This window comes from Paenibacillus violae (assembly GCF_032461945.1).
GTDB classification, from domain to species: domain Bacteria; phylum Bacillota; class Bacilli; order Paenibacillales; family NBRC-103111; genus Paenibacillus_E; species Paenibacillus_E violae.
In genome coordinates this window covers 349,925-362,938 of sequence record NZ_JAWCUD010000002.1, presented here as the reverse complement: position 1 = coordinate 362,938, position 13,014 = coordinate 349,925, and the positions used below count along the sequence as shown (strand labels likewise).

Here is a 13,014-nt window from a genome sequence, read left to right as displayed (position 1 = left end):
GGCTAATGAACGGACTTCTTCCAGCGCCTTTTTGTGGAATCAATCAAGAGTAAGCCTAGCGGTAATACTAGATGTGTTAATAAGGCATAGCTAGGGTATGTATAATTCAAATAACTTGACAAATCGGTTGAATAATTGACAAAAATTGAAATCGAACCAAGCACGGACAAAATCGTTATTGGGATGACTAAGTCCTTATACCGTTTAATGTTAAAAAGATGCCCTAAACTTAAACAGATGATAAAAAAAGTTAGAGATATTTTGATAAAGCATCCCATAACCCAAATAGCTACCGCTAATGCCTCTAAACGTTCAAAGCTTCCTTTCAAACCAACATACTGAATCACGCTAAGCACGGGAAACGTTAATTTTTTCGTTAAAGGCCCAAAGACCATAATGAGCGGTATAATCGTAATCGCGAGAAGGCCTGAGATGGTAAACAATGAAATGAACGAAGCTTTGGTTGCTTTATTCGGTTGATTCATAAATGGGATAAGCCATCCCAATATAAAAAATTGACTTAAGTAAGCAGCAGGAAAAATGGACCCTTGAAGAACTGGTACGATGCCTTTGCTTAGAATTGGACGAAGCCTCTCCGGATCTGCCTCTGTAAGCATGAGGATCAAGAGGGGAATCAACAAAACAAGAATGAGCAAAGAGAGAGATTCATTCACTCTTGCGATAGCTTCGATCCCCATATAGACGGCAATCCCGCATAAAATGGCCAATGTTAAACTAATAACGATAGAAGGCGTTCTCATGAGCAAAACCGTGTTGATAAACTGTACATGTTGATTCAGGATAACGAAATCAAAATTGATCCAGGAATAAATATAATAGCAGCCCAAACATTTCCCAGGCCATTTCCCAATGATTTGACAGCTGTACTGAATAATCGACTGACCTGGATAACGTTTCGATAAGGTTGTCATCACCATAATCGTTAATGCTCCGATCAAAAACGCAGGAAGAATCGTTATCCAAGCATCTTGTTTTGATATCGTCGACATCAAGCCTGGTATGACAAGAATGACAGTAGGCGCTACAAATGAAAAAATTAATAAACATATTTGAGTTCCTGTTATTTTTTCGGCGGACTCCATAGATGTACTCCTTGAAAATCAGATCCTTCCAGTATTCCCTTCTTTCCTACAATAAATAAGTGAACAAAAGCCATTAGTGGGGTATAATTTTCTATAAAATGGCATGTTTATTGTGAAAAGGGGATGAATCATGAGTTCAGCGGGAAGCCAACATACGGTGCGGCAACCAAGCACGTCTAGTCCTACTAACAAATCCATGGACGCTGCAACAACTTCCGATCAAGCAAGTTATGACACAACATCTATCGCAAGCTTATCGCAAATGATGCTGCTTCAACGTACGATTGGCAATCAAGCTGTGGCTACTATGGTTCAAAGGCGAATCACGCCGCAAACAGCTCAAGGGACTGTCGTTCAACGATCGCTTGATGATGAAACCAAAGTCACCTGGACGCATATTAAGCTCAGTGCATTATGGACGAAAATGAGGGATCGAAGCGAAGGGAAAGATGGCATGCCGAACTATGCGGGCAATATAAGGGATGCTATGGCAGATTATGTGAACACTGTACATACCGAGAGGGAGCTGGCAGAAATCATTGTCAATCGGGAGCCGTTCAAAGCTATCTTCCTGAACCCCAGAAAAAATCAGCAGGATGATGCCATTGCCGACCCTGGAGGAAACATAGACCAAGCAATTCAAGCGGTATTAGCAGCGTGTATTTTCTACCACGCAACGTTTGAGGAGAATGTAGCGGATATTCTTGCCGGAGGCATTAAAGCGAGTAAGGGCGGGAAAGGTTCAGGGATTAGCACACATGGTCGTGATAACGCTGCAGCTAACGCCACTTACAATAAGTGGAGTAAAGGTCATTCCTTTATTACGAAAAGCAGAGCCGAAGCCAATGGTTACAAAGAAAAAATGGCGCTGAAGAAACCGGCGAAAATTATTCATGTTTTATCATTGCCGGCTTTTATCGACGATAGCTCCATGAAAGTGGATATTGATAGCAAAGCGGGACTGAAGTATGAAGGAGATCTCGACATGATTGGGGACGGCGCAAAATTGAATGATAGAGCTCTCAAAGTCATTCATATGGGACTTAAACAAATGAATCGAACGGCACTGGATGCCAAAATTTTGGAAGTATATACAGCTAACTATGGCTGATTGTGAGTATAGAGGACGAAAGAGCATTTCCTTGACACGAGGAGTGCTCTTTTTCTGTTTATGACGATGAGAATTTAACTTAAGAATAAAAATATAGCTATAATCGGTAATTATTTATTGAAAAACAATAAATACTATGTTAAATTTAAATCGAAAATTAAGAAGTGAGGTGCATGGTAATGAAACGAGGCTCAACCCTATTTTTAAAAGTTGTCTTAATTCTAATTGGAATTCCAGTGCTGGCATTGTGCATTTATTTGGTGCCAAAGATAGCGAACTATGCCGTAGAATTGTATCCGGATCATGGTTATTTGGATGCTCTGGTTATGATGGATTTGTATGCCACAGCGATACCTTTTTACTTGGCACTGTATCAAGCGTTTAAACTTTTGGGCTACATTGACAAGGGTACGGCTTTCTCAGAATTGTCTGTGCGAGCTCTTAAGATCATCAAATACTGTGCAATGACATTCAGTGGTTTGTATGTGATTGGGTTGCCGATTTTTTATCTCATTGCGGAGAAAGACGACGCGCCCGGCATCATTGTGATCGGGTTGGTTTTGATAGGTGCTTCCTTCGTCATTGCCGTATTCGCAGCAGTTCTCCAGAAGCTTTTGAAAGAAGCTATTGATATAAAATCTGAAAATGATTTGACGGTCTGAGGTGAACCCTATGGCAATTATTATTAATATTGATGTGATGTTGGCTAAACGAAAGATGAGCGTAACCGAACTGACGGAGCGGGTTGGCATCACCATGGCGAATCTCTCTATTCTGAAGAATGGGAAGGCCAAAGCGATTCGATTCTCAACATTAGAAGCGATCTGCAAAGCTTTGGACTGTCAGCCTGGCGACATTTTAGAATATCAAAGCGGCGGCGATACGGAAGGGGAGGACGACCATGGAGATTAGCAATTTGATTATTAAAAATTTGGCTAACCCGCATGAATTGGAGCGCCTGTTTCGAAAAGATCCTGAAACTTTCAGAAAGTCTTTCACACAGGCTTGGGAACTAAACCCGGGTTCGCAAGTTCTCGCAATCTGGTTTGAAAGACTGAATTTCAAGGAGTCGGCGAATACAGAGAAGTCATCCTTGTTCCAAAAGGATTTCATTTCCATGGGCATTTTAGCCCTTCTGGCCGGGTTCGTCAGCAGGTTCATTTTCCAGTTTGCTGAACAGCACGCCATAGCTCACTTGAACCTTGTTTTTGGCATACTGCCTTTTGTAGCTGCCTATTTCGTATACAATAATTTTCCTAGAAAAAATATTCTGTATATCCTCATTGCATTATTTATTATTTCAGGCATTTATCTAAATACACTGCCCCTCGTACAAAATGACAGTATTGTCTTGGCTTATATCCACCTTCCCATTTTCTTATGGGTATTAGTAGGGCTTGCGTTTACAGGAAATGACTATCGCAAAGGCTTTGCAAGATTAGCTTATCTTAAGTTTAATGGGGAATTCGGCATTCTCTACGCCATTATGGCCATCAGTGGGGGGCTGCTAACCGCATTAACCATGCAGTTATTTCGATTTGTAGGCATGGATATAGCGGAATTTTATTTTAAAAACGTTGTATTATTCGGTGCTGCCGCTCTCGCCATCGTAGCTGCGTATCTGGTGTCAAGAAACCTTAAGCTTGCTAAGAATATTGCCCCCTATATCGCTAAAATCTTTAGTCCTCTTGTATTGGTCACCTTGGTAGCCTATCTCGTAACGGTGATTTCCGTGGGGAAAAATCCATTCATGGATCGTGATTTTCTCCTTTCCTTTAACGGTATACTCCTTGCTGTATTAGCCGTCACCATTTTTTCCATTACGGAGAGTGGCAAGGACGAGAAAAAGAACATTTCGGATTACCTGAATTTCGCGTTAATTATCCTCGCGTTGATCATAGACAGTGTGGCTTTATCAGCTATTGTGTTCAGGCTGTCTTCGTATGGGATAACGCCCAACAGGATTGCTGTTCTTGGCTTAAATCTCCTTGTCTGGGCTAATCTAATATGGATTATGATCGCTTATATGCGTTTTCTGCAAAATAAGGCAGGGCTTTCAAGCATCCAGGACGCGGTTACTAAGTATTTGCCGATTTATGGACTGTGGGCTGCTATCGTTACCTTTATGTTTCCTTTGATTTTTTAGTGTGAAGATTATTAAAAGAGTGAAGAATGGTACAATGTGTAGATAGATAGAAAATTTTGCTATAGGAAGGATGTTAGCATGAGCGATTTCCACCAGGAGTATATTGTAATTTCTGGAGCAAGGGAGAACAATCTCAAGAATGTATCCTTGCGCATTCCCAAGCGAAAGATCTCGATCTTCACCGGGGTATCCGGATCCGGCAAGTCATCCATCGTATTTGATACGATTGCTGCCGAATCCACACGATTGCTGAATGAGAATTTCAGCTTGTTCGTACGGAATTTTCTCCCACGCTATCCACAGCCGGATACGGACGCAATAGAGAACTTGAGCATGGCTGTTATTGTGGATCAGAAGCGGCTAGGCGGCGGATCTCATTCTACGATGGGTACGATTACCGATATTTCTCCCATTCTACGACTTCTTTTCTCCCGTGTAGGTCAACCTTATATTGGGCAATCCAACATGTTTTCTTTTAACGATCCACAGGGGATGTGTCCGGAGTGTAACGGGATTGGCCGCAGGCTGGGCATTGACATAAGCAAGGCGTTAGACAAGTCCAAGTCATTGAATGAAGGAGCAATTATGCTGCCGGATTATTCCGTGAACAGCATGGACTGGTCGATGATCATCCAGACGGGGTCCTTCGACCCCGACAAGAAGCTGAGCGATTATTCGGAAGCGGAACTGGATCAACTGTTGTACAGCAAAGCTCGGAAAGTAGAGATGCAATTCGCCGGCAAGGCTGTCAATATTACAGTGGAAGGTGTTTTCGAGAAGTTCACGAACAAGTACATCAAGCGGGATTTGAAGACGATGTCCGAGCGTACTCAGAAAGCAGTAACCCCGTATATCTCAGAGGGGACCTGCTACAGTTGTCACGGCGCTAGACTCAGTCAAGCTGCGCTTAATTGCAAAATTAATGGACACAACATTGCCGATCTCGCTTCGATGGAGGTCGGACAGCTGATTCGCGTCATTCGGGAGATCGACGATGCGGTTGCCGCACCGGTCGTGAAGTCGCTCACAGAACGGTTGCAGCATCTGGTGGATATCGGGCTTGACTATTTGACGCTGGATCGCGAGACGGACACATTGTCCGGCGGTGAGTCGCAGCGGGTGAAGATGGTGAAGCACCTGAGCGGTAGTCTGGTGGATGTCACGTACATCTTCGATGAGCCAAGCGTTGGCTTGCACCCCCGTGATGTGCACAGGCTGAATGAATTGCTCCAGAAGCTGCGAGACAAGGGCAATACGGTGATTGTCGTGGAGCATGATCCTGATGTGATTAAGATCGCAGATCATATCGTTGACGTTGGGCCACATGCCGGCAGCCGCGGCGGAACGATTATGTATGAAGGTAGCTATCAAGGCCTGCTGGCGTCGGGTACTCTGACGGGTACGCATATGAAGCGACCGCTCCAGTTGAAACACGATTGCAGGCAGCCATCCGGCCTGCTGTCGATCAAGAATGCTTCCTTGCACAACTTGCAGAACGTGTCTGTCGATATTCCAACCGGCGTGCTGAACGTCGTTACGGGGGTTGCCGGTTCAGGCAAGAGCACGCTGATTAACGAGGTGTTTCTCAGCGAGCATACGGATGCCATCGTCATCGACCAATCGGCCGTTGGCGTGTCAACCCGCTCGAATCCCGCAACGTATACGGGGATTATGGATGATGTACGCAAGGCGTTTGCTTCTGCGAACAAAGTGAACCAAGGCTTGTTCAGCTTCAACTCCAAAGGTGCATGCGAGAACTGCCAAGGGTTAGGTGTTGTGTACACAGACCTCGCTTTCCTTGATAGCGTGAAGCTGCCATGCGAAGTATGTGGGGGTAAAAGATTCAAAGAAGAAGTACTTGCCTACAAGTTGGACGGTAAGTCAATTGCTGAAGTGCTGGAAATGACTGTGGAGCAGGCCTTGGAATTTTTTGAGTTAAAAGAGGTTGTGCGCAAGCTGCAGGCGATGAGTGATGTGGGTTTGAACTATATTACACTCGGTCAGCCTCTTAGCACACTCTCAGGCGGGGAATGTCAACGCATCAAGCTAGCCAGTGAGCTGCATAAGAAGGGAAGCATATATGTGATGGACGAGCCTACCACTGGTCTGCATATGTCCGATATAGGTCATCTGCTGGGTATTATGAACCGACTAGTGGATGCTGGCAATACGGTCATCGTCATCGAGCATAATCTTGATGTAATCAGCCAAGCGGATTGGATCATTGATATGGGGCCAGATGGAGGAAGCAATGGCGGTCAAGTGGTGTTCGAGGGAACACCACAGCAGATTATCCATGCGGAGCACTCGATCACAGGAAAATACTTGAGAACTTAACGTAACCATCATGACCGGATTCTATTGCTAGGGACCTCCTACATGCTGTAAACTTGTTAGTTGATAGCTGTAACATCGTTTATGGGGTTACAGCTAGACTTACATACTAACACGGCTTATTTTGCAATTGTTTAATAGGAGAGGTGTACATTCATGGAACTTTTGTTACTATCCAAAGATTTAACCCAGCAGTACTGCAGGAAAATATTGATGCCTGAAGGAGCTACCGAACTATTGGTGGAAATCGCCAATAAACTGAACAATGATCAAAAACTTTTAGATATTTATATGGATTTTTACAAAAATACGATTGAAAGTGGTCACTGGACAACGGTTTGGGAACCTTTAACCATTCACCCTTATGTAGAAGAAACGTTCGGAAATGAAGCCTCGTTGTTTTATCTGCATGCCGCCTTGCAAAGGCTGCCTTTTGCCGAGCAGAAGTATGCCGAATTGGGACTGAGTGAGGAATTATTCGTAGAAACTTTACGGGATATCGGCGTGTGGGTACAAAATGCCTATAATCTAGTGGGATATTATGCCATCAGAAATTTCAGCTGGATCTGGAGGCATCTCGAAGCCAGAATGTTCCGGATTGGCGGCATGCAATTCCTGGCTGCGAAATTTTCCGGAGTCGTCAAAGGTTTTTACAATGCGAAGGAAGAAAGATTTTTACTTTTATGCGGTGAAGGAATGGAACTGCGAGCAAACGGCGATATGCAAGGTGTATGTAAAAAAGAGAAGACAACCGATGGTTTTGTAACGGAATATATAGAAACGGAAGAGTACTTCATCGGACATCCCATTACTCCTATTGGCAAAGGACTTCAGGAGCAAGTTAAGCTTAAAAGAGATGAATGGGAAAAAGTGCTGGACAAAGATGATACGTTGCTTGAAATCCACATCCCAAGAGATACTGCATTTAATATGGAGTCTATCAAAGACACTTATTTAAAAGCGAAGGAATTTTTTGCCGCCTACTTCCCGGAAGTCAAGTATAAAGGCATGGTTTGCCATACATGGCTCTTTACTCCTCAACTTCGGGAGATGCTGCCGCCTACGAGCAATATTTTAAAGTTCCAACAGCAGTTCTACCTATATCCGACAGCGGGATCCGTGCGTTTCCTATGGAATTTTGTGTTTAATGAATTGACGGAGGTCAAAGACGCCAAACCTGATACCTCGTTAAGGAAACAGGTTCTTCAATATGTAGAGGAGGATAAAGAGATATTTGATATGAATGGGATATTTCTTGATTTATGCGGTGATTTTGGCAACGTATCTTACGATAAATGAAATTCCATTTATTGTTAGAATCAGTAATGAAAAAGGAGTACTGACAACTGTCGGTACTCCTTTTTACTTATCTGGCGTTACGATTGCTGTAGAGATGAGCAGGATTCAGATCAAGCGGAACAAAGGACAAGAGCGTGATCAAAGGGGAAACGCTCTTCCATGCTGGATATGGTATAGTAAAGATATTGACTACCATATACTCCCATCCTGAAAGGGCGGTTTGAATGACAGGAATGCGTTCGCAGGCTCCAATGCGGGGCGTGCAGAAAAAGGATAGCGAAAGCGGCGAACGAGCAGTTCCCAAGGTGGAGCGCAGCGCAACAACTAGCCATTGGATGCAGCTGCAGCGGACATTGGGAAACCGAAGAGTTGGAGAGTTGCTGCAAAGAGACATGCAGCTTTCTGCAGCGCCAACGGAAAACGTCGTGCAAAGGGCACCAGGTCTGCCAACGAAACAGGATTTGGATAGCGATGGGCTGACAGCCGGCACAAAGTTTGGGTTCGGTAAGACATCGTGGGGCAATCTCGGGGATGCGCTCGTCGTCTACGAGAAATTAGGCAATACGGATTATGCAGCTCAGAAAGAGCAATTAAAGAAGATCGAACTTATTATTGGAGATTGGCGTGCTAGCTACAGCCTGAGAGAAAGCAATAAGAAACTAAAGAAGAAGGACCCGGCTAAACTCCTTAAAGTTAATGAGATTTTGGAGAGTATCGAGCAGAGACGAGCTGTCATTCAAGAAGCGGAGGCACCATCGGATGGTCGAGATGGACGCCGTCGTGCAGAGGCTTTTAGCAAAAGAGAAGTAATGGCCCCTTTGACAAGACAACAGGAGATCGTGGAAGAGAAGAAAGAAATAAAAGCTTCCGAGACGATGGACGATTATTTGGAGAAGAGTGGGTACGAGCAAGACCGCAATTATATGTCATGGGGTAATGGTACGATTGCACACGTAAGTTGGAAAGCACATGTTGGCTCCGGTGATGCCAGCCAGCGTCTGGCAATTGCGCAGATGGTCAGTCCATTACTTAAAAGTTGGAAGGCCTACCATAAATTCGATATTACCCAAACTTCTAAGCCTATCGATAAATTTCTTACGGTATACCCTCCAAAAGATGAGGAAGAATGGGAGATTATTGTCAATATGCTTGAATCCGCATTAGGTGGCTTTGCAACTGTAGATGTCACCGGTGACATGCCAGTTGGGGAAACCGGCAAGGTGAATATGCGACATGGTCAAAATACGCCGCTTACTTCAAGTATGACCGAAGGCATTGATGTAATACCAGATGGTAAGGTTGGAGAATTTACAAAACTGGTTGGTCCTGCCGTGCAGAGCGGTGGTCTTCCTTTGTGGGAATTTGGAGGAAAGTTGTTCTTCAGTAAGGTAGAAACCATGGAACCTCCTTCTAGAGATAAACTGAATCCGAATACGATTTATATGGCGATTCTCGTGGATGGAAGGATCGTCCCGGATAAGAGGGAGGAGCCGAATCCCGCGAATGTCCCACTTCCGAAGGGAGTTAAGAAATTCGAGCGCCAATAAATAAGAAAAAGACCGCCGAATGCGGTCTTTTTTTATAGAGATTTTCACTTCTTCTCAGGTGAAACGTCGAAGGCTAGAAGCTGTGTCACTTGCGAAGCGCCGAAATTGTTGTCAGAGACAAGAACAAGGCTGTCGTGCCCGTTTTGGAGCTTCGGTCCCCATGCCATGCCTTCCACATTGTCGAGCTTCGGCAAGCCTAGTGTATTAAGATCAAGCACCAGCTTCTTTGTAAGAGGCGTAAATTGGCCGGACGGTAAGGAATTAAGATTGTTCACATTAGTCGCTTGAGCGGCATCCGCTTCATAGATGCGAATATAATTGGAATAATTGCCGTCGGCGGCTTGCACGCCGGAACGCTCTAAGATGAGGTACTGGTGATCGTTGATCGCAAGCATTTCCGAAACGCCGTTATCGGCGCTTTTGCCTGGTCCGGGTTTAGCCGGGATGGCGTCAATCGGATAAGCATACTGCGCGATGATGTCACCGCTTCGATTGTACTTCGTTATACGGGAATAAGAGCCAGCATCCACCGTCGAGATTTCGCCGTCCTGGTAGAGGGAGGCTTCCATGGAAGTAAAGTAGTATTTTCCGTCCGGAGAGAAGCTGCTTCCTTCCAGAGCGAGATTGTTGCGGAAACCTTTCTGCGTGGAGCTTCCGCTGTTGGCATCGATTTGGAAAGCTTTAGGAGTCAGGATGGAAGACAAATATTTGCCTTTTAATGTCGCTTGGCGGATGAAAGGGTTCAAGTTAAGCGTGCGATCGCCTTCGCTCGTATACCAGATCGTTTTGCCGTCAGGATCAAAACGGATCGATTCCAGATCAGGGACGATGCCTTGCTGATTAGCCGTGTAATCTTTTTTGTTTGGATAAGTGGTGCCATCCTCTTGTTTGAACTCCGTCATACCGGTTAGTTCGACGCCATAAAAACTTTTGGTATCGTATTTCAGCTTCGCACTGTAAAAACGGGCAGGAGCATTGTCTGAACGATCGTCACTGATCAGGATCCACTGATGCGTTCTTGGGTTGTAATCAATACCGGATAATCCGCCAACAAGCGTTTCCTCGAACTTTAGATCGTTTGCAATCCGTTGCTCACCGATAAACGTAAGTTGTCCGACCGTTTGATTTTGAGCATGCTTAGCTTGCTTATGAGGTTTCGCTGCTTTCGGTTGTTGGCCTTCCGTCATTGGAGCTTGTCCACCTGTTTCCGTCGTAGCGGCCGAAGCGGCAGTGAATGGTACGGAGGCCAGCAACAAACCGGCGACAGCACTTGCGGATATGAGCTTTCTTACCTTCACGTCAACACCTTCTCTCCCAAATTCATCCATCAGTAACGATGACACTCTCATTATATAGAAGTGCGTAAGAACGGGACAATAGGATATGGGAAAATTTACATAAGCTTAAATTGTGGGACTTTCATTTACTCGTGAGATATTTGCTCCGCTCTGCCGGAATTAGTTTATTAAAGGGATATCCTACCTTTATTTTAAGCGTGTTCTGACTCAGTAAGCCGGTTAACTGGAAAAACTCCAGTAAATTTGCTCAGACATCCCATCTTTCTAGCACAATCGTCTATTTTAACAGGAGAAATACCATTCATTCATGCAAAAACTATGTTATTGCATGGAATAACTGTATTATTTCCATTTAATACTAATAAGTTGGCTCTACCGTAGATTTGATCTGTAGCCTCCTAAACTAGGTCTATATTCACCAATGCCTCAACCTGAGGCAAATGACCTATTGTCTGATCTTAATCTTCATGGGAGTGGTTTAACGGATATTCATGTAGAGTTGCTTGAGGAGATAGAATACCTTGCTACGCCTGAAGATGTACTTATCAAAAAATGTTATGGGCAGAACTCTAAACTAAAAGAAATTGTTTGGCAAGAATGTCTGCAAGATGTCGAGGTAATATTTAATAAGCATGCAACAACGCAAGGACTGAAAATACTTAATTATTATCACTTGTTAACAGCAAAAGCTTCGTAAGTAAATGCTTAAAAACCAACTATTCGCACAGCGGGGCACTCAATCAATTCTGCTAATCGCTATCGTGGTAAATTGTGGTACTATAAATGATATCTGACCTATGTAAATCAGCATTAAGGAGGCCCGAGACCCGTATGCAAGCCCATGCATCTTCGAAATCAACCCGAGCGAGCGGTCCCTCGTTGGAGAAGCAATCCCCGTCTTCAAAAAGTGCGGATCAGCCATCTTCATCATTGCGTATGCCGACGAATGCTTCCTCTGTTCTTCAGCTTCAGAGAACGATTGGCAATAAAGAGGTGGCGCGCATGATGTCGCAACAGCTGGCAGCACCAACCACGTCGATTGGGCAACCTGGTATTCAACGGAAATTAGTAGCCCAGTACAGCGACAGTTTGAAACGCAGCGCAACGACAAGCGATTTGTTGCAGGCTTTCGAGCTGATTGGGATGAAGAGTCAAATCCTTTCGGCCAAAGCAAATGCGCGCGTGAATCCTTATACGTTTAATGCGATATTGGAGCAGGAAATAGATGAAGCAGACTTTACCGTGCATTTAGCGAAAGATCAGTGGGAGCAGTCTCGAGACCAAATCAGCCAACTTGCGAGTAATGTCCTTCAAAAGCTGTATTTGGACCCAACGGTCTCCAATGACGACGGGGAGAATGAGATTTTTTATGATACGGTTGAAGATCATACAAGCAAGGAAGATATACTGCCGCGCTTGGAAGATCTGAAAACGCACATGCACATTTTTCCCGGTGATATGAAAAAACGGCTATTGAATTACTATGCGATGGCTTCTTTATCCAAACCGGATACTCTTTTGACTATGGATATGGCCGCCATTGAAGAGATGGAGTCGTATCTTCTAAACTTCTCGAAAACCATTCTTCAAGAGGTGAAAACGTTGAACAGCCGAATCGCACAAGATGCAACACTTGTACGGTTGGCTCCTCAGATTCAAGATTATTTGAATACGTTCTTATATGTAAAAGCTGAAGATTTAGGCGCATTTCCTTTGAAGGAAGTGTCGGATAACTTAGCATTGCTCTCCCGGCGCATCGAGAGTTTAGAGGCGGATTTCAACGCTGAACCAAAGCCGGAGGTATACATTCATCAGCAAGCCACAGATGAAGCGCTCGATAAATATGTCTCCATGGTTCACAATAACTGGAATGCCGGGCGCGACAATCCAACCCGTAATACACCCGCCAAACATACGCATGTCGATGGATACAGCACAAGCATGATTTTCTCCATGCAAAATGGCAATAAGGATCTATATATTCATGGTGTCGTTGCCTTTCATATGGACAGCACGATGTCCTCCTCTGATGCAAGGGAAGCATTGGAAATCGAGGATCGCTCTCAGACATTGGCAAATTTCATACCTTACATGCCATCCGGTGATTCATGGATTACGAAGGATCAGTGGTATCTAAATAAAATAGCGCAGTATTTTACAGTTGATTTTCTATAAG

The 13,014-nt window shown here is 44.3% G+C and carries 11 protein-coding genes; 9 read left to right on the top strand and 2 right to left on the bottom strand.

The window, feature by feature from the left end; all coding sequences use genetic code 11:
• Positions 1-2: 2 nt before the first annotated feature.
• Positions 3-1,103, bottom strand: coding sequence for a GerAB/ArcD/ProY family transporter (locus tag RQP52_RS08605; protein ID WP_315950838.1), 1,101 nt, complete (start codon positions 1,101-1,103; stop codon positions 3-5).
• 130 nt (positions 1,104-1,233) lie between these two features.
• Here RQP52_RS08605 and RQP52_RS08600 point away from each other — a divergent pair, with 130 nt between their 5' ends.
• The 7 genes from RQP52_RS08600 to RQP52_RS08570 all read left to right on the top strand — a co-directional run bounded on the left by RQP52_RS08600 (position 1,234) and on the right by RQP52_RS08570 (position 9,540).
• Complete coding sequence (locus RQP52_RS08600; RefSeq protein WP_315950837.1) at positions 1,234-2,214, top strand: hypothetical protein; 981 nt, start codon at positions 1,234-1,236, stop codon at positions 2,212-2,214.
• A 179-nt stretch (positions 2,215-2,393) separates the two neighbouring features.
• The gene (locus RQP52_RS08595; protein WP_315950836.1) at positions 2,394-2,876 is read left to right on the top strand and encodes a DUF2975 domain-containing protein; all 483 of its coding nucleotides are present in this window, start codon (positions 2,394-2,396) and stop codon (positions 2,874-2,876) included.
• Between the two features lie 10 nt (positions 2,877-2,886).
• Positions 2,887-3,126, top strand: a complete 240-nt coding sequence (locus RQP52_RS08590; protein ID WP_315950835.1) for a helix-turn-helix domain-containing protein — start codon at positions 2,887-2,889, stop codon at positions 3,124-3,126.
• Positions 3,116-4,360, top strand: coding sequence for a DUF4153 domain-containing protein (locus tag RQP52_RS08585; RefSeq protein WP_315950834.1), 1,245 nt, complete (start codon positions 3,116-3,118; stop codon positions 4,358-4,360). Before RQP52_RS08590 ends, RQP52_RS08585 begins: the two co-directional genes overlap by 11 nt.
• A 78-nt stretch (positions 4,361-4,438) precedes the next feature.
• On the top strand, positions 4,439-6,697 hold the full coding sequence (locus tag RQP52_RS08580; protein ID WP_315950832.1) for an excinuclease ABC subunit UvrA: 2,259 nt from the start codon (positions 4,439-4,441) through the stop codon (positions 6,695-6,697).
• Between the two features lie 153 nt (positions 6,698-6,850).
• The gene (locus RQP52_RS08575; protein ID WP_315950830.1) at positions 6,851-7,993 is read left to right on the top strand and encodes an acyltransferase domain-containing protein; all 1,143 of its coding nucleotides are present in this window, start codon (positions 6,851-6,853) and stop codon (positions 7,991-7,993) included.
• A gap of 224 nt (positions 7,994-8,217) precedes the next feature.
• Positions 8,218-9,540, top strand: coding sequence for a hypothetical protein (locus tag RQP52_RS08570; RefSeq protein ID WP_315950829.1), 1,323 nt, complete (start codon positions 8,218-8,220; stop codon positions 9,538-9,540).
• A 44-nt stretch (positions 9,541-9,584) separates the two neighbouring features.
• Here the strand turns inward: RQP52_RS08570 and RQP52_RS08565 are convergent, their stop codons facing one another.
• Positions 9,585-10,838 (bottom strand): esterase-like activity of phytase family protein, encoded by a 1,254-nt coding sequence (locus tag RQP52_RS08565; protein ID WP_315950828.1) that lies wholly within the window; start codon positions 10,836-10,838, stop codon positions 9,585-9,587.
• 421 nt (positions 10,839-11,259) lie between these two features.
• Between RQP52_RS08565 and RQP52_RS08560 the strand changes: the two genes are divergently transcribed.
• The gene (locus RQP52_RS08560; RefSeq protein ID WP_315950826.1) at positions 11,260-11,535 is read left to right on the top strand and encodes a hypothetical protein; all 276 of its coding nucleotides are present in this window, start codon (positions 11,260-11,262) and stop codon (positions 11,533-11,535) included.
• Between the two features lie 134 nt (positions 11,536-11,669).
• The gene (locus tag RQP52_RS08555) at positions 11,670-13,013 is read left to right on the top strand and encodes a hypothetical protein (RefSeq protein ID WP_315950825.1); all 1,344 of its coding nucleotides are present in this window, start codon (positions 11,670-11,672) and stop codon (positions 13,011-13,013) included.
• The last annotated feature ends 1 nt before the right edge of the window (position 13,014 follow it).

Coding starts and splice junctions, on each gene's coding strand:
- RQP52_RS08580 (WP_315950832.1), top strand. CDS start 4,439: ATGAGCGATTTCCACCAGGAGTATATTGTAATTTCTGGAGCAAGGGAG.
- RQP52_RS08595 (WP_315950836.1), top strand. CDS start 2,394: ATGAAACGAGGCTCAACCCTATTTTTAAAAGTTGTCTTAATTCTAATT.
- RQP52_RS08590 (WP_315950835.1), top strand. CDS start 2,887: ATGGCAATTATTATTAATATTGATGTGATGTTGGCTAAACGAAAGATG.
- RQP52_RS08585 (WP_315950834.1), top strand. CDS start 3,116: ATGGAGATTAGCAATTTGATTATTAAAAATTTGGCTAACCCGCATGAA.
- RQP52_RS08555 (WP_315950825.1), top strand. CDS start 11,670: ATGCAAGCCCATGCATCTTCGAAATCAACCCGAGCGAGCGGTCCCTCG.
- RQP52_RS08600 (WP_315950837.1), top strand. CDS start 1,234: ATGAGTTCAGCGGGAAGCCAACATACGGTGCGGCAACCAAGCACGTCT.
- RQP52_RS08560 (WP_315950826.1), top strand. CDS start 11,260: ATGCCTCAACCTGAGGCAAATGACCTATTGTCTGATCTTAATCTTCAT.
- RQP52_RS08575 (WP_315950830.1), top strand. CDS start 6,851: ATGGAACTTTTGTTACTATCCAAAGATTTAACCCAGCAGTACTGCAGG.
- RQP52_RS08605 (WP_315950838.1), bottom strand. CDS start 1,103: ATGGAGTCCGCCGAAAAAATAACAGGAACTCAAATATGTTTATTAATT.
- RQP52_RS08570 (WP_315950829.1), top strand. CDS start 8,218: ATGACAGGAATGCGTTCGCAGGCTCCAATGCGGGGCGTGCAGAAAAAG.